The 23,683-nt window shown below is 36.6% G+C and carries 22 protein-coding genes; 15 read left to right on the forward strand and 7 right to left on the reverse strand.

The window, feature by feature from the left end; all coding sequences use genetic code 11:
• Positions 1-251: 251 nt before the first annotated feature.
• From AAGF08_RS08020 to araD1, 7 genes are all read left to right on the forward strand, one after another.
• The gene (locus AAGF08_RS08020) at positions 252-680 is read left to right on the forward strand and encodes an SRPBCC domain-containing protein (protein WP_343510634.1); all 429 of its coding nucleotides are present in this window, start codon (positions 252-254) and stop codon (positions 678-680) included.
• Positions 681-809: 129 nt separating this feature from the next.
• Positions 810-1,007, forward strand: a complete 198-nt coding sequence (locus AAGF08_RS20555; protein ID WP_353527394.1) for an adenylate/guanylate cyclase domain-containing protein — start codon at positions 810-812, stop codon at positions 1,005-1,007.
• A gap of 110 nt (positions 1,008-1,117) precedes the next feature.
• Entirely contained in the window at positions 1,118-1,843 is a 726-nt protein-coding gene (locus tag AAGF08_RS08025) for a DUF6090 family protein (RefSeq protein WP_343510635.1), read from the forward strand.
• 101 nt (positions 1,844-1,944) lie between these two features.
• The gene (locus tag AAGF08_RS08030; protein ID WP_343510636.1) at positions 1,945-2,499 is read left to right on the forward strand and encodes a TetR/AcrR family transcriptional regulator; all 555 of its coding nucleotides are present in this window, start codon (positions 1,945-1,947) and stop codon (positions 2,497-2,499) included.
• A 276-nt stretch (positions 2,500-2,775) separates the two neighbouring features.
• Complete coding sequence (locus tag AAGF08_RS08035; RefSeq protein ID WP_343510637.1) at positions 2,776-5,166, forward strand: arylsulfatase; 2,391 nt, start codon at positions 2,776-2,778, stop codon at positions 5,164-5,166.
• Positions 5,167-5,657: 491 nt separating this feature from the next.
• A complete protein-coding gene (locus AAGF08_RS08040; RefSeq protein WP_343510638.1) occupies positions 5,658-5,900 on the forward strand; it encodes a hypothetical protein in 243 nt (80 codons plus the stop codon).
• A 360-nt stretch (positions 5,901-6,260) separates the two neighbouring features.
• Positions 6,261-7,268 carry an AraD1 family protein gene (gene araD1 / locus AAGF08_RS08045; protein WP_343510639.1) on the forward strand — a complete coding sequence of 336 codons (1,008 nt, stop codon included), beginning with the start codon at positions 6,261-6,263 and terminating at the stop codon, positions 7,266-7,268.
• 84 nt (positions 7,269-7,352) lie between these two features.
• On the opposite strand, the gene AAGF08_RS08050 is transcribed toward araD1, so the two are convergent.
• The 3 genes from AAGF08_RS08050 to AAGF08_RS08060 all read right to left on the reverse strand — a co-directional run bounded on the left by AAGF08_RS08050 (position 7,353) and on the right by AAGF08_RS08060 (position 10,414).
• Positions 7,353-7,868 carry a DUF2911 domain-containing protein gene (locus tag AAGF08_RS08050; protein ID WP_343510640.1) on the reverse strand — a complete coding sequence of 172 codons (516 nt, stop codon included), beginning with the start codon at positions 7,866-7,868 and terminating at the stop codon, positions 7,353-7,355.
• A gap of 77 nt (positions 7,869-7,945) precedes the next feature.
• The gene (locus AAGF08_RS08055) at positions 7,946-9,097 is read right to left on the reverse strand and encodes a Gfo/Idh/MocA family oxidoreductase (RefSeq protein ID WP_343510641.1); all 1,152 of its coding nucleotides are present in this window, start codon (positions 9,095-9,097) and stop codon (positions 7,946-7,948) included.
• Positions 9,098-9,274: 177 nt separating this feature from the next.
• On the reverse strand, positions 9,275-10,414 hold the full coding sequence (locus tag AAGF08_RS08060; RefSeq protein WP_343510642.1) for an MBL fold metallo-hydrolase: 1,140 nt from the start codon (positions 10,412-10,414) through the stop codon (positions 9,275-9,277).
• A gap of 205 nt (positions 10,415-10,619) precedes the next feature.
• Between AAGF08_RS08060 and AAGF08_RS08065 the strand changes: the two genes are divergently transcribed.
• Both AAGF08_RS08065 and AAGF08_RS08070 read left to right on the forward strand, forming a co-directional pair.
• Entirely contained in the window at positions 10,620-11,075 is a 456-nt protein-coding gene (locus tag AAGF08_RS08065; RefSeq protein ID WP_343510643.1) for a (2Fe-2S)-binding protein, read from the forward strand.
• Positions 11,076-11,080: 5 nt separating this feature from the next.
• A complete protein-coding gene (locus AAGF08_RS08070) occupies positions 11,081-13,246 on the forward strand; it encodes a molybdopterin cofactor-binding domain-containing protein (RefSeq protein ID WP_343510644.1) in 2,166 nt (721 codons plus the stop codon).
• A gap of 51 nt (positions 13,247-13,297) precedes the next feature.
• Here AAGF08_RS08070 and AAGF08_RS08075 read toward each other — a convergent pair whose 3' ends face one another.
• Complete coding sequence (locus AAGF08_RS08075) at positions 13,298-13,630, reverse strand: hypothetical protein (protein WP_343510645.1); 333 nt, start codon at positions 13,628-13,630, stop codon at positions 13,298-13,300.
• Between the two features lie 107 nt (positions 13,631-13,737).
• Between AAGF08_RS08075 and AAGF08_RS08080 the strand changes: the two genes are divergently transcribed.
• A complete protein-coding gene (locus tag AAGF08_RS08080) occupies positions 13,738-14,883 on the forward strand; it encodes a cysteine desulfurase family protein (protein WP_343510646.1) in 1,146 nt (381 codons plus the stop codon).
• A gap of 15 nt (positions 14,884-14,898) precedes the next feature.
• Here the strand turns inward: AAGF08_RS08080 and AAGF08_RS08085 are convergent, their stop codons facing one another.
• Entirely contained in the window at positions 14,899-15,480 is a 582-nt protein-coding gene (locus tag AAGF08_RS08085) for a nucleotidyltransferase family protein (protein WP_343510647.1), read from the reverse strand.
• An 8-nt stretch (positions 15,481-15,488) separates the two neighbouring features.
• A complete protein-coding gene (locus AAGF08_RS08090) occupies positions 15,489-16,598 on the reverse strand; it encodes an XdhC/CoxI family protein (protein ID WP_343510648.1) in 1,110 nt (369 codons plus the stop codon).
• 253 nt (positions 16,599-16,851) lie between these two features.
• On the opposite strand from AAGF08_RS08090, the gene AAGF08_RS08095 reads away from it, so the two are divergent.
• Genes AAGF08_RS08095 through AAGF08_RS08105 form a run of 3 tightly spaced genes read left to right on the forward strand, consistent with a single transcriptional unit; the run spans position 16,852 to position 20,004 of the window.
• Entirely contained in the window at positions 16,852-18,378 is a 1,527-nt protein-coding gene (locus tag AAGF08_RS08095; RefSeq protein ID WP_343510649.1) for a M20/M25/M40 family metallo-hydrolase, read from the forward strand.
• Entirely contained in the window at positions 18,378-19,523 is a 1,146-nt protein-coding gene (locus AAGF08_RS08100; protein WP_343510650.1) for a DUF819 family protein, read from the forward strand. Before AAGF08_RS08095 ends, AAGF08_RS08100 begins: the two co-directional genes overlap by 1 nt.
• A gap of 7 nt (positions 19,524-19,530) precedes the next feature.
• A complete protein-coding gene (locus AAGF08_RS08105; RefSeq protein WP_343510651.1) occupies positions 19,531-20,004 on the forward strand; it encodes a hypothetical protein in 474 nt (157 codons plus the stop codon).
• Positions 20,005-20,013: 9 nt separating this feature from the next.
• Here the strand turns inward: AAGF08_RS08105 and AAGF08_RS08110 are convergent, their stop codons facing one another.
• Positions 20,014-21,051, reverse strand: a complete 1,038-nt coding sequence (locus AAGF08_RS08110; protein ID WP_343510652.1) for an MBL fold metallo-hydrolase — start codon at positions 21,049-21,051, stop codon at positions 20,014-20,016.
• 252 nt (positions 21,052-21,303) lie between these two features.
• On the opposite strand from AAGF08_RS08110, the gene AAGF08_RS08115 reads away from it, so the two are divergent.
• Positions 21,304-22,452, forward strand: a complete 1,149-nt coding sequence (locus AAGF08_RS08115; protein WP_343510653.1) for a hypothetical protein — start codon at positions 21,304-21,306, stop codon at positions 22,450-22,452.
• Positions 22,452-23,651 (forward strand): ChbG/HpnK family deacetylase, encoded by a 1,200-nt coding sequence (locus AAGF08_RS08120; RefSeq protein WP_343510654.1) that lies wholly within the window; start codon positions 22,452-22,454, stop codon positions 23,649-23,651. Before AAGF08_RS08115 ends, AAGF08_RS08120 begins: the two co-directional genes overlap by 1 nt.
• Positions 23,652-23,683 lie beyond the last annotated feature (32 nt).

Below are 23,683 nucleotides of genomic sequence, written 5' to 3' on the forward strand. Positions count from 1 at the left end.
ATAGGTTCTTAAAATCCACGAATTGAAAAAATAATGAGAACTCATTTCTATGTTGTCAAAAATACTCTGATAGGAGCTTTAAAAGATTGAGATAACGCCCATTCATTAAGAATTAATTAAATTGATAAAATTGAACCTGAACATGTAGATTAGGATGATATAAACACAATAGGCAGTTAGTAATTGAGGTTCTAAAAATGCTTGAAATAATTATAATAAGTACTGGGTAAATCCTTAATAGACCAATTAATATGACATACTCAATTTATCACCTATTGGTAATTAATGCCCCCATTAAAAAAATTTATGAAGCCATTACTGAACCAAAGCATTTAGTTAATTGGTGGCCTCTTGAGTGCAAAGGAAAACCAAGAGAAGGTGAAGTTTATAATTTCTTCTTTACATCGGAATATGATTGGTATGGTAAAGTTGTTAAATCCGAAAAGGAGAGATCTTTCCAAATCAAGATGACTAAATCTGACTCGGATTGGGATTCAACCTCTTTTGGCTTTGAGTTGGAACAGAATGCATCTAATGTTAAGGTCAATTTTTGGCATATAGGGTGGCCAGAATGTAATGCTCATTATAAAAGGTCTTCCTTTTGTTGGGCCATATTACTGAATGGATTAAAGAATTATTTAGAAAAAGGAATTATTATCCCATTTGAAGAAAGAGAATAAACTTATTGCAACAAAGTATATCCCACTCAGTGGGATACAGTTACAATGCTAGAACCTCTTGCTCAAATAGAAGAAACTATATAGAATGACTCCATATGAAAAGGAGGCTATAGAATATTTTAATATAATGTGGGACTCTTGCGAACAACAAAGTGCACTATCTCTTCAGGAAATATTGCAAGTAGAATTGAAAGTTCAAGTGAATCAAATAGAATTAATATTTCATCTGACACCTTTACTTTGATCAAGAATATTTATGATTGTGAATATCGTGGCAGAATAGAGGTTAAAGATGGAAGACAAATTGAAATGTATTTTGTCAAATAGATTTGAACCAAACTGTGCAGAGCAAACCATAAAATGTTCATGTCTCCTATTCATCTCCACTACCACAAATGCTCATGTTGGTTGACATTAGCAAAACAAATGAAGAATAGATGTTAAAATTCTTTCGAACAATAAGAAGAAAATTAATTGATAAAGGAAATCTGAAACGATATCTGATTTATACTATTGGAGAGATCTTCCTTGTTATGATTGGGATTCTACTAGCATTACAAGTTAACAATTGGAATGAGAATAATAAGGATAGAAAAGTTGAGAATAAACTACTAATTGAATTAAAAGAAAATCTAAATTTCAACCAAAATCGACTCCAAGATGAAATACTCAAAGAACATAGTTCCATCAAATCAATAAATTTAGTAGTTGAACACATTGACAATAGAAAACCCTATCATGATTCATTAGACACTTATTTCCGACAAGCTTTTAGAGCATATGACATAGTAATTTCTTCTTCCGCATTTGAAGCTATAAAATCCAAAGGGTTTGAACTTATTCAATCTGATTCACTACGAAAAGAAATCGTAGGTTTATATGATGAGACATACTCCAATTTGATAAGTGAGACTGTAAGATTAGAAAATCAGTTTTGGTCATCTTCAGTTCTTCCAATTTGGCATACCCATTTTCGAATGATTGGAAACACTTTAAAACCAGTTGATTATGAAGCGCTTTTAAATGATAAGACATATATAAATATGATTACCAACAGGAGACATTTAAGGGAAGTGGCTATTCAAAATAAAAGTGAATCATTGTTACGGACAGAGTTTCTATTAACACATATTGATAATTATTTGGGATTAACGGAAAATTAATAACAAACTACCGCCCCACGGAAAATGCTCACCTAGGAGATCATTAGAAAAATAAATATCGAATAGATAATAAAATTATTTAGAAGATTAATAAGATTAAAATGAAGGAACAGTGGCTGGAACAGGGGTACAACGATTTTGCGAAAAATGGCCCTACGGGATTAAGTATCAATCATATGGCTAGGGAAATCGGTGCTGCCCGATCTTCATTTTATCATTATTTTGCTGAGATAGATTTTTTTGTAGATGAGTTGCTGACTCGCCACTTAGAGATCGTTAAAGAGTATAATCTATCAGGAAAACAAAACTGCAAAAATCTAATTCCCGATCTCTATAATTTATTGGCACAGTACCCCATACCTTTAAAATTTAATCATCAGCTCTTCCGAAACCGTCATATCCCAAAATACAACCTTATTTTTCTAACCACTTATGAATCAAGCGCAGAAGCTTTTTTATTAGATTTGTTTGATGAATACTTAGATTTAAACCTTCCCAGAAAAAACCTAAACCACCTTTTTTTAACTCTGGTGGAGTCTTGGTATTCCCGACTGGATCCTCAGGATCTTTCAGCTGCAGCCATACAATCTCATGCAGAAGATATCTTAAATGAGATTTCTTTCCTTACTCGTTCCAGGCTTTTCACCTCCATTTAAACCATCTCAGAAATATTGATTTCTAGTCTAGGGTATCTGTACAGGTCTGTCTATAGATTAGTCCGATAGTGTCCTATTTTTAATCTACAATTATTAAGGTTTAGAACTTGGATTCTGAAACTGAGCAGGAGGTAAATTTTATGTCTATGTCTTTGTTCAAAATAATCAATGGTGGAAAGTAACTTAGGAATTGTTTATATTCAGTTGCAAACGAAATCATGCCATAAATCATTTTAGGCTTTTAGGAATAATAATGCACCAAAACAGATTTTATATATGAAAACGAAAATCCCTATTTTTTGTATCTGCTTTGCCCTTCTTGCAGGATGTACATCGAATCCAGAAAATGAATCCGAAAAAGGAGGTACAAACGCCATACCTTATCCAAAAGCAGAATGGAAAGGGATACAGGGAAAAACTCTGGAAGACTCAGAACCATATTTTATTGGTCAGCCGAAAGCACCTGAAGGAGCTCCCAATGTTTTGATCATTATGCTGGACGATGCAGGATTTTCCAATGCCAGTTCTTTTGGGGGAGTAATGCAGACTCCAACTTTCGACCGTATTGGTGATGAGGGTATTAGATATACACATTTTTCAGTGGCAGCAGTATGTTCACCAACTCGGGCTTCATTATTAACTGGATATAATATTCATCAAATAGGAACAGGTATTATCTCTGAATTTGCAACAGGTTATCCTGGTTACAACTCACAAATTGATTACACCACCCCTTCTATCGCAAAAATTCTAAGCGATAATGGCTATGCGACCGCAGCTTTTGGAAAATGGCACAATACGCCCATGGAAGAGGCTTCACCTGCCGGACCTTATGAAAGTTGGCCAACAGGTATCTGGGGATTTGACTATTTCTGGGGTTTCTTGGGTGGAGAAACCAATCAATTTCATCCGCTCCTATATGAAAATACAACAGCTATTGAAACTCCAAAAACCAATGCTGACGGTTCTACTTTCCATCTTTCACATGGCATGGCTGATCAGGCTATCAAATGGCTGGACAACTGGAAAGGTCTGAGGGATGATCCTTTTTTTATGTACTACACTCCAGGTGCAGTTCATGCGCCTATTCAGGTGCCTAAAGAGTGGCGAGACAAATATAAAGGCCAGTTTGACGAGGGGTGGCATGTATATCGCGAGCAACTTCTGGAGCGTCAAAAGAAATTGGGGCTGGTTCCTGAAAATGCAAAGTTGGTGGATTGGCCTGAAAATATTCCAACCTGGGATTCTTTCAGTGAAGAAGGAAAGAAATATTTATCCCGACAAATGGAGGTCAATGCCGCCTTTATGGAGCATGTTGATTATCATGCAGGGCGTGTAATCGAACACCTGGAGGAGCTAGGTGAGCTAGACAACACCTTAGTCATCTATCTGACTGCTGACAATGGAAATACTGCAGAGGGAACCCCTACAGGCACTTTTTCTGAGTTACTTTTTCAGAATGGCTTTCCTCCGTTGACTATGGAACAACAATTAGAGAAGCTTGAAGAGTTTGGAGGAATGGATGCCTGGGGAGGACCACATTTAGCCAATCACTATTCTGTTGGTTGGTCTTACGCAGGTTCAACACCTTATCAATGGACGAAACAAATTGCTTCTCATTTTGGTGGAACAATGTCTGCAACTGCCATTCGCTACCCAAAAGCTATAAAAGCCAAAGGAGAATGGCGAACACAATTTCAGAATGTCACAGATCTTGTTCCTACCATTTTAGAAGTGACTGGTGTGCCTGAACCGGATTATGTAAATGGTCAGAAAAAAGTGGAGTATCCAGGAAAGTCACTCACCTATGCATGGGATGACCCGGAAGCTAAAACCAATCACCCCACCCAATATTTTGAAATGACCGGATTCATGGGGATATATCATGAGGGATGGACCCTTAGCGGAAAACCTTATCGTGTTCCATGGTCAGTTGACCCTTCGGCTTTGGCTAATTTTGACCCACTGAACACACAATGGGAGTTGTATAATATCGACGAAGACCCAATTCAATCAGTTAATCTTGCAGATAAGTATCCTGAGAAGGTGAAGGAACTGGAAGAATTGTTTTGGCAGGAGGCTGAAAAATATGACGTCTTTCCGGTTGGTGGTTCCATGGGAAGATCACTCCAACCCGAATCAAACCCACAGAGGGCGGCTAAAAAGCACTGGGAGCTAACACCAAATGTTTATCGCGTACCTGAACTTGCCGGTCCAGAGATCAAATCCACCAACTATGAAATCAATGCCTACATCACCGCTGATAAAACAACGGAAGGCGTAATTTATGCTGTGGGGGAAAGACTCGGTGGACAGGTGCTATTTATCAAAGATGGTAAACTGCGTTACAGTTATTCCACCCTTGGCCTTTATTGGCATGACTTCCAAGGAAATGTGCCAATTCCGGAGGGAGAGGTAAAAATCACTCTGAAGCATACCATGAAAGAAGCCCGGCTGAATGGGCCTTCCTTAGTGGAATTCTTTATCAATGACCAAAAAGTGGGTGAAATGGATATAATTGCCACAGTCTATGCGGCCTTCACAGGTCACGAGACTTTTGATATCGGAAGAGATGAAGGCATGCCTGTCAATGAAGAATATGCCGATAAAGGAAAATTTATCTTCACAGAAGGACAATTACACAAGGTGGTTTTTGATATAGAATAATTATCTATAAGAAGGCATCAAGGGCATTAAAATGCCCTTGATGCCTTACCATTGGACTTAAATAAGTAAAAAATTAAGCTCTCGAACATTAATTGAGGGAATTCAATAAACTTTTCTGTAAGTAAAATAAGCCAAAATCTTTTTGGATAGAAATTGTTTCAACTAATCAACTTTTAGTCAAAATTGTCAGAGTCCTCGATTTTTTTTCAGCCAGAGAATCATATACTTTTTATAAATTGAAATGCAACATATAAATTTTGGCTATTCTATAACCCCACCAAAAATTGATTTTTTAAGAACGATAATATGAAAGAAACTTCAAGAAGCTCATTTAAACCAAAAACATATGTCACAACTTCAGCCATGACCTTGTCAGGATTTTTTTTCACGCCAAATAGCGGAGCAACTTGGATTGATTAAGGGTTTATATTATTGGTCCAAAACAAGGATTTTCACCTTTAATTGGAACTATGGTGTGCATGCTAGAGGATATGAGTAATCAAGTAAAAATTTCAATTAAGAATTTTACAATGGAAGAACTGGACTATCAGTTTGATGAGAAATCCAATAAAATCGATGCCTTGACCTTTCGTATCATTTCAAGTGAAAAATTCCATCAGGTATGTATTCTTGAGGAAAGGAAATTAAATGAAGAACAACATAAATTATGGGAACCAGCAAGAAGTTTGGATTTGCTTGAAACCAAGAATATAAAAGGTCCTGAGATAACTTAGTACTCGTCTATAATTGATGAAGTAAGAAAAGATACACAGGCAGGATTGAAAGAAAATGATAATAATTGACTCTTAGCTGAAGCCCACTTGATGACCTCACATGAAACTCCTATCAACAGGTTTTGACGATGGTTTCATTCCTGTAAACATATGTCCAATCCTAATGGACAGATCAAATTTCTGAAATCTAAGCCTCCCTTTAAGGAAATAGGTTGGAGCTAGGCAAGTATCAATAAAATAGAATTTGGGACTAGCTTTCTTTTTTTATCTTAGAAATAGAATTCTATTGCAATAGTAAGTGTCCCTATAATTTTAATCTATACAAATTGGAGACGCTTCCCACTATCAAATAAACTTAAAATGAATAATAATTGTAGACTAGTCCAATTGATCCATCCAAAATTTGGACGAAGAATAGCTGCAGTTCAGGAACCTGAATTGCTATTTCTTAATGGATTTGGTTCAATTTATGAACTTGCATTAAGGGCTTTGGAATCTAATCAAAAGTTAAGTGACTTAATCCTAAAAAGTCTTTCTGAAGAAAAATTGGACTATGATTCAATTTATCAAGGAAACAGCGAATGGAAATTATTACCATCCTTTGATCATCCAAACTCCCCATTTAATTGCATGGTTTCCGGTACAGGTTTGACCCATCATAATAGCGCCTTAAACAGGCAAATGATGCATAGCGATCAGAAAGAGCAAGCTACTGATAGCCTTAAAATGTATGAGATGGGTGTAAAGGGAGGAAATCCTGCGTCAGGAGAAATCGGCGTTCAACCGGAATGGTTTTATAAGGGAAATGGAGCTGTATTAAGAGCTCATGGAGAAAAGCTTTATATCCCATATTTTGGGAATGATGGGGGAGAAGAGCCGGAAATTGCCGGGGTTTATATTATTGACAAACAGGGTAATCCATTTCGGATTGGTTTAACTATCGGAAATGAGTTTTCTGACCATGTGATGGAAAAAATGAACTATCTCTATTTGGCTCCTTCAAAAATCAGAACTTGTTCGATTGGACCGGAATTGGTAGTTGATGCCGATTTTGATAGCTATACTGGTGAAGTGTCTGTATCTAGAAAAGGGCAAGCTATCTGGAGTTCAAAAATCAATACGGGTCAGCAGAATATGTGTCATAATTTAGAAAATCTAGAATTTCATCATTTTAAATACGATTCACATCGAATTCCCTTTCAAGCTCATGTTCATTTTTATGGAGCAGATGCCTTTAGTTTTGGAAATGAAATTATGCTTGAAGAGGGTGATGAAATGAAAGTCTCTTGGGAAGGAATGGGAAGAGCCTTGGTTAATTATTTAGAAAAAGTTAAGGAAAAAAAGCGACCATTGGTAAAGCAATTATAAGTAGTTCAAATTGCCATTTGGACTAATCAAAATAAAAAAACCACGGGAATAATCCCGTGGTTTCATTTTTTCAGTTTTAGGGTCTTATGAGCCTAGCTTAGCAGAAGCTTTTCCATATTCCCATCTAATTTCAAAACTGGATGGTTTTACTTCATATACCAAACGCTCTTCCATTGTTGAAGTCTGCTGAGATGGTACAGTAACTCTTAATACATCCTGACTTGAGTCGTAATCAAATGCGCCCCATTGCTTAGCAACTTTGTTGAAAATTAAAGTGGACTCAGTTTCACCCGGAATAATAAAGAATCCATAAGTTCCTGCAGGCAATTTTTTTCCTTCTACCATGATGTCTTTCGTAGTAGTAAAAGTTGTCGCTTCATTAGCGCCAGCTCTCCATACTTGACCCAAAGGAACCAAGTCACCCCATATTACTCTTCCCTTCACTGCTGGGCTACTATAATTGATTGTGATTTTTGCATCGCCTACAGTACCTTCAGCTGTTTTGGCAGGGCTAGGTTTTTCTTGAGCAGATGCGGAAAATCCGATAAAGACTATAAGGACAAAACCAAATAAACTCTTCTTTAAATTTATTGTTTTCATGTGATAATAATTTGAGATGGTAATTAAGGTTTATTTTTTAGAATTACTTGTCTTATACTGGACAATTGGACTTTTGTTTAAGGAATTTTAACCCAAGCTTCTTTTGCATTGCTTTCAACAATCGCTTCACCGATGATCAATTCTCTCAATCCATCTGCAAATGTTGGGAAAGTTGGAGATTCCGGCTGCTTGCCTTCTCTCACCGCAGCATAAACTTCTTTAAACAATTGCTTGGAAGTATCTGGAAAACCTTCTTGGTGTCCACCAGGGAAACTTACCAGAGACCGTGCGCCTTCATCTACTAATGCAGGGTCTTTCATCATTACTGCGTTCGGTGCATCACGCTTCCCAATCCATAATTCATTTGGCTTTTCAGCATTAAATTCGAAGTTGGCTTTGGAACCGGAAATCTCAATATTCAAGCGATTTTTTCTACCCGCATTGATTTGGCTGACCGTGATAGATCCTGTTCTACCATTGTCAAAACGAAGTAAAACGGTAGCATAATCTTCAGAAGTTACCGGATATTCCTTATAATCCGAAGGATCCAATGCCTTTCCTGAGAACGTCTCAATCGCTTTTAAAGGCTTTAATCTTGTTTTGTGAACGGTGGAGAAATCTGCCATCACAGCAGTAATTTTTAACCCAGTTACATACTCAGTCATATCCAATAAATGAGAGCCAATATCAGCGATTGCTCTCGATCCACCAGATTGGTCAGGCTCCAGCCTCCAGTTATAATCGGTTTTGAAGAAAAGCCAATCCTGTAGGTAAGAACCCATTACGGAATTAACTTCTCCCAATTCACCTTTTTCACGCATTACCTTCATTTGGCGAACCATAGGATAATAACGAAGATTAAAATGAACAGCATTCACCAATCCCTTTTCTTCTGCCAATGCAACCAACTCCTCAGCTTCTTCAATGGTGTTTGCTAATGGTTTTTCACATACGACATGCTTACCGGCAAGTAAGCAGGCCTTGGTCTGTGGGAAATGCAAGAAGTTAGGAGTACAGATGTGAACTACCTGTATGCTGTCATCTTTTAGCATATTTTCAAAAGTATATGCATTTGGAATGCCTAACTCTTTTGCTTTAGCATCAGCTACTTCCTGATTAACTTCTACAAGTCCTGTAACCAGAATATTTGGGATTCTTCTAAGTGCTTCTAAATGAGCTGGACCAATAAATCCAGTTCCTACGATAGCAACATTTATTGTCTGAGACATCGGTTTTTTTAGGTTGATTTAAAATAAAATTAAAACCTCAAATTAGGAATTTTGATTGAAAAATAGGTAAAGAATAAATTGTCATTTCATTATAAATGCTAGAAAAACTCGATAATTCTAAATAATACACAGCTGATATTTAATCTTTTTCCCTGGAAATCAATCAGATCAAAAAAATTAGGGTTTTATCCACCATTTCTCGGTTTCTTGATTTTTTCCTTCCAGCTCGATGAAAGAGCCAATCTTTGGTACCATAATTGGAATTTGTAATTCATTGGCTTTTTTCAGAACTCGTTCTACTGGATCCGTCCAAGAATGCATGGCCAAACTAAAGGCAGCCCAATGAATAGGCATAATAAGTTTTGCTTGAATATCTAATCCAGCCTGGGCTGTTTCTTCTGGCATCATGTGAATTTCTTTCCAACGCTCATTATATTGCCCACACTCCATCATGGCAAAATCAAATGGCCCATATTTCTCCCCGATTTCTTTAAAATGGGGACCGTAGCCACCATCTCCACTAAAATAAATATTGTGGGTATTCCCCTGAATTATCCAAGAACCCCAAAGTGTAGAGAAGCGATTGTTTAAGCCCCTTCCTGAGAAATGACGCGAAGGTGCAAAAGCAAGTTTTAAATCACCCACTTGAATTTCATCCCACCAATCCATTTCATGGATTATATTAGGCTCAATTCCCCAAGATTCCAAATGTGCTCCGACACCTAAAGGGACATAAAAGGCTTTGGTTTTACTCATTAATCGCTTAACTGATTCGTAATCCAAATGGTCATAATGATCATGTGAAAAAAGAATCATATCAATTTCAGGAAGCTGCTCTATTTCTATAGGTAGTTCTTTACTGAAGCGTTTCTTTCCCAACCAAGGATGCGGAGCAGGGACATCTCCTAACATGGGGTCCAATAGGATGTTTTTACCATTAATCTGAAGCAAAAAGGCAGAATGACCGAACCAAATCAATCGAGGAGAAATACGATCAGGTGTCAAATCAATGGAATCTATTTTTACAACTGGGATTTCGAAATCTGGAATTCTAGATGGATCATTTTTAAAAAATTCAGGAATCATCTTAGCCGTTTGTTTGAAATCCATCATCATACTTGTAGGCACTAGATTGTGAAATTCTCCATTTGAGTAATGCTCGAGTTTTTCAAATTCAGCCATTTGTTCATCGCTCGGGTTTGCTCCAAATTGAGGACTTAAATTGACGAAAAGAAAGCCTAAAATGATTAAGATAATTATTGACAACAGAATAAAAATGAATAATTTTCTTATTGCCTTTAAAGAGGATTTAAGCATAGGGTAGTTTTTGAATCAAATTCATCTCATAAATAATTTTTAAATTAGAGTAAGGAATCAAAGTAGATCTTAAAATGTCAATAAGTTATTGGCAAACAAGGTTCTTTCTAAAACAGTTTTAAAATTCGAAGTAATTTGTAAATTCCATAGACGGCTTCGATTAACTTTTGATTTTCTTTAACTTAATGTCCAAACTATAAAAACCATGGCAACATTTAATCTTAAAATTAACGGAAAAGCACATACCGTTGATGTTGAAGAAGATACTCCATTATTATGGGTCCTTCGGGATCATCTCGGTTTAGTGGGTACAAAATATTCATGTGGTATCGCACAATGCGGAGCATGTACTGTTCATTTGAATGGGGCTGCTATTTTTTCATGTACCATGCCAATTTCGAGTGTAGGTTCTGATGAAATAACTACTATTGAGGGACTCTCAGAAGAGGGTGATCATCCCGTGCAAAAAGCGTGGGAAGAAATAGATGTAGCTCAATGTGGGTATTGTCAGTCAGGTCAAATTATGAATGCAGCAGCATTTTTAAAGAAAAACCCATCGCCTAGTATGGAAGAAATTGAAAATGCAATGAACAGAAACCTCTGTCGATGTGGAACTTATCATAAAATCAGAGAAGCTGTCGCTAAGGCCGCTAAAATCTAAAAACTATGGCTACACGAACAAAAACAAATAGAAGAGATTTTCTCAAGATTGCAGGAACCACAGCTGGAGGTCTATTTATAGGCTTTAATTGGCTTGGTTGCGAATCTCCTAAAATGGAGGTTTTAAGCAATGAACAAGTTCTGTCTCAAGCAAAGAATTTTAACGCTTACCTCTCTATAGCTCCTAGTGGAGATATCGTAATTTATTCTCCTAATCCTGAATTAGGACAAAATATCAAGACTTCTTTTCCAATGGTAGTAGCAGAGGAGCTAGATGCAGATTGGAATAAGGTAAGGGTACTTCAGGCTAATCTGGATACTGAAAAGTATGATAGACAATTAACGGGTGGTTCAGGAGCCATGCCGCATTCATGGGGAAGACTCAGAAAAGCGGGAGCTACTGCCAGATATCTTTTGATTGCTGCTGCAGCAAAGGAGTGGGTAGTTCCATCTTCAGAAATCACTACTTCTGAAGGGATGATTTATCACAAAGGGAGTGGAAAAGAAGCAAGCTATGGTGATATGGCTACAGCAGCTTCTATGATGGAAGCTCCCGAAGATATTAAATTAAAAGACCCTAAAGATTTTAAAATTATAGGCACACCAGTAAAAAATGTAGATAATGCTGCAATTTTTACCGGGAAGCCACTTTTTGGGCTCGACTTCTATCGAGAAGGTATGAAGCATGCCATGATTCAGCGCCCTCCATTCGGAATGAAAATCAAATCAGTGAATGATGCGGGAGCCAGAAATGTAAAGGGTGTTACTGATGTATTTACATTTGATAACAACGTAGCTATAATCGGGGATTCAACTTGGCCTTTGATGAAGGCTAAAAAGCTGTTGAAGGTGGAATATGAGGCGGATGGATTGGTCGAAAGTTCAAGTGACCACGATAGGTTATTCCGTGAAATGCTGGATTCTTGGAAAGCAGACGAAAGAAGAAGAGATGGGAATGTTGAAATGGCATTTAAGAATGCAGCTCAAGTAGTAACTGCAGAATATCAATGTCCATTCTTGTCCCATTCTCCTATGGAGCCGATGAATTTCTTTGCTCATGTAAAGGAAAATTCAGCAGAGTTAATTGGTCCAACACAAACGCCTGACCGCGCTGCATCTACCGCTGCACAAATTCTTGGCATTCCAAAAGAAAATATAACTGTAGAAATCACCCGTTTAGGAGGTGGTTTTGGTAGAAGGCTAAGAGCGGATTTTGTAGAAGAAGCAGTAAAAGTTTCAAAAGCTATTAATGCTCCAGTTAAAGTAACCTGGAGTAGGGAAGATGATATCACCGGAGGGGCTTACAGGCCTGCTGTTAGATACAGATTCGAAGCTGCTTTGGATGCAAAAGGAGATATGGTAGGGTACAAATTAAAAGGTGCTGGAATAAACACCGGTAATAGTACACGTCAAAATAATTTTCCTTCCGGAGCTGTGGACAACGTTTTAATAGAAAGTGTAAATCATGAATCCAGTATTACCACCAATGCCTGGAGAGCTCCAATTACCAACTTCTTGGCTTATGCTGAGCAATCCTTTTTGGATGAAGTAGCTTTAGTAGCTAAAAAAGATCCGGTTCAATTCAGATTAGACCTTTTGGAAAAAGCTAAAGCAAATCCTGTTGGAGGAGAATTAAGTTATAATGCTGACAGAATGATCGGAGTGATTAAAACTGTGGCTGAAAAATCAAACTGGGGTAAAAACCCAAATGTAAGCCAAGGGTTTTCTGTTTACTTTTCTCATAGAACTTATGTCGCTCAAGTGGCTGACATTGAAATTGAAAACGGAGCTCCAGTTTTGAAAAAAATCACTGCGGCAACGGACTGTGGTATGGTCATAAACCCAACTGGTGCTAATCATCAAGTAAGAGGTGGAATCGTGGATGGAATGGGACATGCCATGTACGGAAACTTGACTTTCGAAAACGGCCTTCCTACACAAACCAACTTTGATAAATATCGATTGATCCGAATGAAGGAAGTGCCTCAAGTAGACGTACACTATGTGGCTAGTGGTTATGATCCAACAGGATTAGGTGAACCTGCTTTACCACCAACTGGAGGAGCTGTAGCCAATGCTATCTTTAAAGCAACTCAACGCAGATTGAGGTCTCAACCATTTATTGAACAAAAAGAGTTTCAGGATATCAACCTCGAAATTCGAAGAGGGTAAAAGGTCAATTGCTTTTTCAAAAAAAGTGTCAATTTAAATTGACACTTTTTTTTATATCTCATCAACTCCTCTTTCAGGCCAGTTAGGTCCAATTAATATCAATTGCTTCTTTCTTTTATCAATCATAAAATCAACTTTCATTTCTTCACGCTTTTGCTCATGGATAGCTAGGCAAGCATTGAAATGGATCAAATCAAATTCTAAGATTAAACTTCCAGAAAAATCTGTTTCATAGTTAGTCTGACCTTTTAAACTCACTTTTTCCGCTATTGCGCCTTCTCGTTTGAAATAATAAGAAAGGAAAATACCCAAGTCCTTCTCTTCATTTTTTAAAACTTCTTCAAGATTTTCCTCTTCAAATTTAAAAGTCCATTTTTCCTGCATCCTAAAACTGTTTGAATTTTATATTCCTAAAAAGACTAAATACCTTAAAATTAGTTCCTTGTAAATAAAGCCTTTTTTACTTCAGTTGAAACCTCTATTTTGATTGTATGAATTACCCGATTTATTTGGATTATAACGCGACAACTCCTTGCGCACCAGAAGTATTAGAAGAAATGCTACCTTGGTTCAGTCAACATTTTGGAAATGCTGCTAGCAAAAGTCATCCATATGGCTGGATAGCAGAAGAGGCTGTTGAGAAATCTAGGGAACAAATAGCCAATTTAATTGGAGCTAAGTCCAAAGAAATCATTTTCACCTCAGGTGCAACAGAAGCAATCAATTTAGCTATAAAGGGGACTTATGAGGTTTACCAAGGTGAGAAGCAGCATTATATTACAGCTCAAACTGAGCATAAAGCAGTTTTGGATTGCTTTGCTGACCTGGAAAAAAAGGGAGCATCAGTTACTTACCTTCCGGTTGATAGAGAAGGAAAACTAAATCTTGAAACCCTTAAGTCCGCAATTCTTCCGGAAACAAAAATGATTGCTTTGATGTTGGCAAACAATGAAACTGGTATCATTCATCCAGTAGAAGAAATCTCAAAAATTGCAGAAGTAAAGGAAATAATTTTTTTTACAGATGCTGTACAAGCAGCAGGCAAGATACCATTATCAGTTTCCGGGATTCATCTGATGGCTATTTCAGCTCATAAATTTTATGGCCCAAAAGGGATTGGGGCCTTATATATCCGTCATAATCATAAACTCCCAAAACCACTGGGACAAATCTCGGGAGGTGGGCATGAAAAAGGTTTCAGAAGTGGGACTTTGAACGTTCCTGGTATAGTAGGGATTGGTAAGGCTGCACAACTTCGGATGGAAGTAATGAAATCTGAATCAGATCGCCTAAAATCGTTAAGAGATCAATTGGAATTTTTATTACTGGAAATCCCAAACACTAGATTGAATGGAAGTCAAAAAGGAAGGCTTTCACACGTGTCCAATATAGCATTTGAAGGAGTGGAAGGGGAGGAGCTACTTCGGAAAGTATGTCAAAAAGTAGCAGTGAGCTCTGGTTCGGCATGTACTAGCATCTCTCCAAAACCATCTCATGTACTTCATGCTATGGGTTTAGATTCTGATTTAGGTCGAGCGTCCATTCGCTTTTCCTTAGGAAAAAGCACATCTGGTAAAGACATCTTGGAAACAGTTGCCTGGGTAATAAAAGTAGTAAAGGAATTGAGAGGCAATTGAATTAGAATCAAAACATCAAAGGTTTAAATCCCTTAAATCTGCTTCTGTATCTACATCTGTTTTTCCTTTAGGAAAGGATACCAATTCCATATCATCATTATGCGCTTGAGCAATCTTTTTGGCCCCTTCATCTCCTGTCAGCGTCTTCAATTCATGGAAATAGGCGCTTCCAAATAGAATCGGGACTCCAAAGGTTTTTGCATATTCACATGCTACAATACCTTTTCCAGTCTTTTTTTGTATTGCAATTAGCTTATTCAGAAGTTTGGAATCCACAAATGGCTGATCACAAAGCATGATGATAACTTGATCCACAGGATTGATTTTCTGAAGATATTCGAGTCCTTTTATAAGCGTACTTGCCATCCCTTTTTCCCAATTTGGGTTTGGTATATTCGGGATACTGGCCCCTGGAAATGTTTTTTTTATTTCGTCTTTATAGGCACCAAGTACCAAAACTCTTTTATCTGCTTTTGAACCATTTGCTGCATCAATTGCATATTGAAGTAAGGTTTTATCCTTATACCTGGCGATTTGTTTTGGATAACCTAATCTTGAAGATTCTCCTGCAGCAAGAATAATAATTCCAGTTTTCATAATTCTCTTTAATGTATTGGGCCTGTCTTATTTCGTAGAAAGGTACCTTCTTTTTTTGCTAATACTGCTTTTATTTCAGACAATACCGACAAAGCAATTTCTTCCGATCCCTCCGCACCAATATCCAATCCCATTGGAGAATAAATTGATTCCTGATTTACTTTGACTGTTCCCTTGTTTTCTAATCTATCAATCATCTTCTCGGATTTCTTTTTAGGGCCCAGAATTCCGATGTAAGGAAGAGACTTTGAAATAAGTTGTTCCAAGACAACACATTCATATTCAAAATTATGGGTCATCAAAAGTGCTACAGTCTGAGAATCTATTTCAAGTTTTCCTACAACCTTATCAGCTGTGCCAATCACAATCTTCCGTGCTTTTGGAAACCTAGCTTTAGTAGCATGATTGGCTCTCCCATCAATTAAGGTCACTTCAAAACCTAAAATATCAGCAATTTGAACTAATGGAATCGTATCATTACCAGCACCAAAAAGTAATAGTCTGGTCGTTGGTTTTATTTTTTCATAAAAGACCTGAATCGAATCAAATTCCGTATAACTCTTTATTACATTTTCTAAATGAGATTCATCAGTCGTTTGATCCGAAATCGATTTTAAAAGACCAGGGTTCACTCTCTCTGGATAACCTTTCAAACTTCCATTTTTGGATAGAAGTACAGTTCCTATTTGTTCAGACTTGGAATTTTTGATAGAAAATAAGGTAATTAATGTTCCAATATTCCGATCTGAAAGAGCAGCTTTCAAGAGATTAACAGAATTAAGAGAATCTTCAAAATCGATAGGCTCAATTAAAACATGAATAATTCCATTACAACCTAAGCCAACACCAAATTTCTGATCATCTTCATCTGTTGTGTCGTAAGTCACAAGCATGGACTTTTGTTGGAAAATAACAGACTGGGCTTTTCGCAAAGCATCGCCTTCCAAACATCCACCGCTGATTGCACCTGTTAATTCCCCATCTTCAGAAACCAACATTCTGGCACCTGGTCTTCTATAAGCAGAACCATCCACATGGACTACCGTAGCTAATGCAATTTTTTTTCCTGAATTTAGGTAGTGATCGTAAGCTTTAATTATGGCCTGAAATTCTTTCATAGGAAATTAATGGGTTATTGGATTTATTTCGGATTAAGTTAAGCTACAAGTTATCTTATTCAAAAGATTTAGTGATGAATGAGAGGATTCAATTAAAATCAAATGATTTTTACATATTAATACACTTCTTATTATTCAAGAGATTTACAATCTCTGAACTTTGAATAAATTTAGGGGCAATAAATAAACTTCTTTTCGATGAGCATGGAATTGATTTTTTAAAATAATGCTAACTTCCTTTTGACCAAATACAATGATGAAGACAAAACACTTTTCACTTATTTCAATCATTTTATTCTTAGCTATTCAAAACACGTTTGCACAGCTATCGAAGGAAGAAATCATTGCTGATTCTAAGAAGGAACTTAGGACGTCTCTTTTATCTTTTCGGGAATATTTAAGCATCCCAAACAACGGAAAAGTAACAGCAGATATAGAAGCCAATTTGAGTTGGTGCCAAAATGCCCTTCAAAGTAGAGGATTCGAAACTCAGATCTTAAAATCAGGTGAAATACCACATCTCTTTGCATCTGGTAAAATTGATCCAAAGAAGAAAACAATTCTTGTATACATGCAGGTAGATGGTCAACCAGTTGATTCCTCAGCCTGGAATCAGGAAAGCCCTTATATTCCAGCCTTGAAGATGAAAGAGGGTGATGGATGGGAAGAAATTAATTGGAATTTCATAGAAGGCCCCATTAATCCGGAATGGAAGGTATTTGCGAGATCGGCTTCTGATTCTAAGGGTCCCACCATGACCTTTTTTTCTGCTTTGGATATTCTTCAACAGAAAAAAATAACTCCTGCAGTCAACCTTAAATTCATTTTGGATTTCCAGGAAGAAATGAGTTCACCTGAACTTGCGAAAGTCGTTTCGGAAAACAAGAAATTATTTGAGGCAGATGGTATCCTAATAATGGATGGTACTCGCCATTTTTCCAATCTTCCAAATTTGGCTTTTGGAGCCAGAGGAATTGCTACTATCACTTTGAAGGTATTTGGTGCAAAAGATAATCTACATAGCGGTCAATACGGTAATTTTGCTCCCAATCCTGTTTTTACAGCATCTAGGCTACTTTCAGCTATGAAAGATGATACAGGAAAAGTACTAATCCCGGGGTTTTATGATGGAGTCAAGTTTTCTGAATCAGATTTAATAGCCATGGCTGCAGTTCCAGAAAGTTTAGAACAGATTCAAGATGAACTTGGAATAGCAGAAGCCGAAAAAGTTGGAACTAGTTATCAAGAAGCTATGCAGTTTCCATCTCTCAATATAAGAGGAATAAGGGCCGCTTGGGTAGGGGATGAGGTTCGTACAATCATTCCCTCAGAGGTTACTATAGAAATCGATATGAGAACAGTAAAAGAAACTCCAGCAGATAGACAAATTGACTTAGTTAGAGAGTTTATTAAAGACCAAGGGTTCCATATCATTTCGGGAGAACCCACTGATGAAGAGCGAAAGACTTTCCCAAAATTGGTTTTCTTTGACTACCGAATTGGATCAGAACCGTTTCGGGCAGAAATGGAGTCTGAATTTGGAAATTGGCTAGAAAAAGGGATGTCTTTAGTTTTTGGAGAAGCATACATAAAAACACGCTTAACTGGAGGTTCTCAACCAATGGCTCCTTTTATCAATATACTCGAAGCTCCAGCAGTATCTGTTCGAATTCCTAATCCTGACAACAATATTCATGGTCCGAACGAAAACATTCGAATAGGAAATTATTTAGAAGGAATTCAAACCTGTTTAGGGATACTTACCCAAACCTTCCAATAATGGGTAATCTTGACCTAATAGCTTTTGGTATAGTATTATTTACCGTCGTTTTTGTTCTAAGAATTAGCAAGATAAAAAATCGGATTATCGAAAAAATACTGGACTGGTTTCCTGCTATTCTATTCGCTTATGTCATTCCTGCAGGTTTTACACATCTTTTTGGATGGGATCTTTCTTCAGTTTACTTACATAACCTAAGCCGTAATTGGATAATACCTGTCACAATTTTAGCCGTGATGAGCGCTTTACCTTTTCGCCAATTGGCTATAGTTGGTATTCGTCCTTTAGTATTATTTTTTATTGGGTCAGCGATTATTGCAACCTTGCCCATCATCTTGGTTTTGCTTATTTCAATCGTAGATCCAAGTTCATCTGACCTGTTTATTGGACAAGGATTTTGGAAAGGTTTGGTACCAATAGTAGGCGGATGGATCGGAGGAAGTACAAGCCAATTGATATTAAAGGAATTAGCTCAAACTCCAGAATCCCTATTTCTTTCGGTCTTGGTATTAGACAATATTCTAGTCAATATCTGGACAATCCTTATGTTTCAGTTTATAAAAAAAGGAGAAGTATTAAATGTTATTTTTGGAATCAAAGATCCTATCCCTGATCAGTCTGAAGTTACTTTGAATAAGGGCGGCAGAAAAATTTTCCCACTAATTACAATCTTAATTTTCACGGGGATAGTAGTCATTATTTTTTTTCTAAATATCTCCTTCTTGAGTATGGTCGTGAGCTTATCAATCATAGGGCTGGTTTTGGGAAACTTTATCAAAGTTTGGAATACTAGATTTTCATTACAATTAGGAGGAATCTGTATTATACTTGTCATGGCAATCTTAGGATTACGACTAGACTTTAGCAACCTAAGCCTACCAATGATATTTATATTTTTGGTTGTGATTTGGCTCATTCTCCATTTTGTAGGAATGTTGATTTGTGCTAAAATCCTAAAGCTTAATTTAGTTTGGGTTCCAATTGCCTCTATGGCAAATCTGGGAGGAATCTCCACTGCTCCAGCAGTTACAGCTGCATATCGTAAGGATTTGATGCCGCACGCCATTTTACTCGCTATCCTCAGTATGGTAACAGGAACGGGCTGGGGGATGTTAACCATTTATCTGTTTGAGCAAATAAATTAAATTTCCAATGCAAATACCAAGTCTAGCTGAGATAAAAAGAGAATTAAGCTATTTGAATGAAAAAGAGCTGAGAGAATTTATTATTGACTTAAGTAAGTTTAGTAGAGACAACAAGGCATATCTATTTTTTAAGCTCTATGGAAGAGAACAGCAAGGACTTTATGTGCAAATGGTTCAGGAAGAATTAGAATTAGAATTTCAAAATGCTCGAGATGATCACTCCTATTATGCAAAAAAATCCGCTCAGAAGATTCGAAGAAAAATGAATAAACTCTTGAGGCTCAGTAAGGAGAAGACGGATCAAATAGAAGTGATTCTGTTTTTTTGCGAGAAAATGAAAGAAAAAGGATTTCTAAAACACGGAAATCTAGTCCTTGATAACCTATATAATACGCAAGTGGCCAAAGTAAAGAAATTAATTTCTGGACTTCATGAAGATCTTCAATTTGATTATGAGGGAAGGATAGAAGCTATAGACTAGAAAACAAAATTACGCTCTCCACCAAAATTCATTTTTTCTTTCTTTTGCCAAATCTACAAGTTCGCCTAAACTCGGAGTCATATATTCTATTGATTCTTTTTCAGCAAATTCCACAAATTGTTCAACAGGTTCTGTCCAGTGATGCTGCGCCAAAGAGAAACCAGCCCAATGAACAGGCATAATATGGGTTGCATTTGCGTCCTTTGCCGCTTTTACACTTTCGTCGGGAAACATATGGATCAGTTTCCAATTTTCATTGTACTGCCCACATTCCATCCAAGCGAAATCAAAAGGTCCTAGGCGTTTTCCTACTTCGATAAAATGGTTTCCATATCCACCATCTCCACTAAACCAAATGTTTTCTCGTTCGGTCTTAAAAGCCCAACCACCCCACATTGATTTAGCTCGATCTGAAATACCTCTTCCAGAAAAATGCCTTGTGGGAGTGTATGTTATATGGATATCCTCAAAGGAAGCTGACTTCCACCAGTGAAACTCGGTGATATTTTTCTCTTCAAATCCCCATTTTTTAAGATGTCTTCCGACTCCCAACCCAACAAAAAAATTATTTACTTTCGGTTTCAAGAGATTCATACTTTTCAAATCCAAATGATCGTAATGATCATGCGTCATCATTAAAAGGTCAATTTCAGGAAAATCTTCAATCAGATTTAATGTATTTTCACTGAATCGTTTGGTGGAAAAAGGCGCTATGGGGGATGCATCAGGACCAAGCATTGGATCAATCAAAATAGTCTTATTGTTTATCCTGATTAATAAGACAGAATGTCCATACCAAATAAATTTGGCCTTTTCAGATGGGGCTAAAAATGATTCTTTATCAAAAGATTGAATAGGTAGTTTCTGAGTAGGTTCCCTTCCTTCTTTTTCACAAAATTGTTTATATAAAAATTTAGGAAGTGCCTGTAAACTGAAATCCATACTTGTAGGCTCCAAGTTCAGAAACTTTTCACCATCCCAGTTCTGGATATGCTTAAATTTCTCAATTTCCTTTTTGGTGACCTTTCCTCCAAACTGTTTTCTCATTGATCTAAAACTAATCTATTCTAAAGTTAAATCCATAAAGTGATTAAACTTTAAACTCCTGCCATAGAAGGAGAGTTCTAGAATAGATAGTTTCTCATTTACTATTTCATTTATTCTTTTTTTTGATACAGTTTAAAGCATTTGACTTTTTATACTATATCAAGCTGAATTGCAATTAGTTATGATCCATTTAGAAAAATGCTTAAATTAAGTCATACTTTTCATTCATGTGTTCTTTTTAACTAGTAAAATATGACCGGACTAACTGTTTTAGATGTTTTTATAAGTTTAGTATTTGTTTATTTGCTTTACAGTCTTTTCGCTATGACTGTTATCGAGTCGATTACCTCCGCTTTTGGATCAAGATCCAAAAACTTGCAAACCGGTATAGATAGACTATTATCAGATGACAAGAACTCTAGTCGCTGGAATCATACAATTTTAAATTTATTCTATTCTTTCGCTACTAATTCCTTCACCAAAACCTTTTATAAACACCCTTCTATAAAATACCTTGGTCACAAAGGAATAAATACAAAACCCTCTTACATTTCAGCCGATCGCTTTAGCTCAACTTTAGTAGATATTTTAAGGAAAGGACTTCATGAAGAACCTCAGGATAATATAAGTACTGCATTAGGCGATCTACTTCCATTTGATATAAAAGCACTAAAAGAGCGAATAGCCAAACTTCTGGAGGACTTAAAAAACTTACAGGCCAATGATCCAACAAATACCTTTGAAATAGAATCTACAAAAGAGGAGCTTGATTTTTTGAATGCTGATCTTCAAAAGCGATTGAATGAATTCCCTAAATTTTTAAATGAAACCCTGAACATTGACCCAGACACAAAATATCAATTGAAGAATTTATGGGATGAAGCTTCTGATGATATTGATAAATTCAGTGGGCTTGTAAGCAATTGGTATGAGGAACAAATGGATAGGATTACGGGATGGTATAAACGAAAGGTCACTTATTTTACCTTTATAGTAGGCTTCATCATTGCAGTTTTATTCAATGTGGATACCATCCATTTAGTTAAGGATTTATCAACCAATGAAACCATGAGGACTCTTTTAGTTAATAGTGCTCAGGAATTCATTGCCAATAATCCTGATGGCATAACAGATGTCAGCAAAAATGGACAAAAACAATACATTGAAGATGTTAAAGAGGAAATGGATAATTATAATTCAATTCTAGCTTCAAATAAAAACGATAATTATCCTGCGATTCTAGGCTGGCTGATCACTGCCTTTGCAATTTCATTGGGAGCTCCTTTTTGGTTTGATATGCTAAATAAAATCATGAAAGTAAGACCCTCCATTCCAATCCCTGCTAATTCTGAACAGCAAGTAAATGCTTCTGGAAGTAATAAAGCTAAAGCTGTTGGGTAATGGAAGTATTTAAAGGACTAGTCAGCAAATTGATTAATACCCGCCTTGATTATCCCTCAATCAATGCTAAAAAAGGAATTTCCTTAACGCCAAATTCAGAGATTGAAATATCGCATGCCATTAAAGGCGAAATGTATCGTACCTCAGATATATGGTATGTATTAACTAATAAGACATTCGTTTGGAGTGAAGCCATTCATATCGGTGAGGATATTCCATTGATTTCCAAAAAACTCCTGCTTACTGCCGATGATATTGGAATAGTAAAGGAAATAGACCTAGGCGCTAAAATTGCATTGAAAGAAGGTTGGATAAATTCAGTCGCAATTTTAGTCAATGGTGAGAGTGAAGCGAATCTGATTGATTTCGCAAAATTTTTGAATACAACAATTGGTGTAAATACTAATCTACCATTGTTTGAAACCACGCATGTTGGTTTACACTTTACCATGACTTCAGGTAAGCCCGTTTCAAAGGCAAAAGACATTGCATTACTTCTGGACAAGAAAGGAAGGTTTTCCAAGTTTACTGATATAGATAAGACATATGAATCTGATCAGTGCATCAGTCAAATAAAAATGGAATTTCAGGCACAATACGATAAGTTTAAACGAATTTTTGGACGAGAACCTGATCATTTGACCTCCCATCATGATGTACTCACTTTTAATTTCCCGCTTTTTAAGTTTATGCATGAATGGTCTAATGAAAAAAATATTCCAATTAGATCGCATAGGTTTCTTCCAAGTGGAAAGCGCTTTTGGTATGATACACTAGTAATTAGAAAATTAGATCTGCCTAGTATTTCAAGAATGGATGACTGGAAAAAAGAATATGGAACTAAAGCTTATGGACCTGAACATACTTTTGTCGCTCATTATGGCCCCATTCCACCTTTCGCTGTGGTAGATTATCCGAGTGAAGTCAAAAAAAAGAATAAAAAACTAAAAAAAGGGATTTCTGACTTTTTGGTCAGTAGAGATCCTGTGAGGGAGATTGTTATCCATTTGATAAAATCAGATTTTAGAGCACAAAGAGACCTTATTGTTCAGCATAAAACCTTACTGGATTCATATTCTGGAATTGATATTAAATATTTTGATGGGAGGGTCGCGGAGTATCTTTCAATAAAAAACAACTTACTCAAAATGAATCCATGGGTAGAGTTTCTTCCTTGTTCTTTGCGATCAACTGCTTAGTTTGAAAAAATAAGAGGTGCCTTAATATGTGG

The sequence above is a fragment of the Algoriphagus sp. SE2 genome (assembly GCF_039563885.1).
Taxonomy (GTDB): Bacteria; Bacteroidota; Bacteroidia; order Cytophagales; family Cyclobacteriaceae; genus Algoriphagus.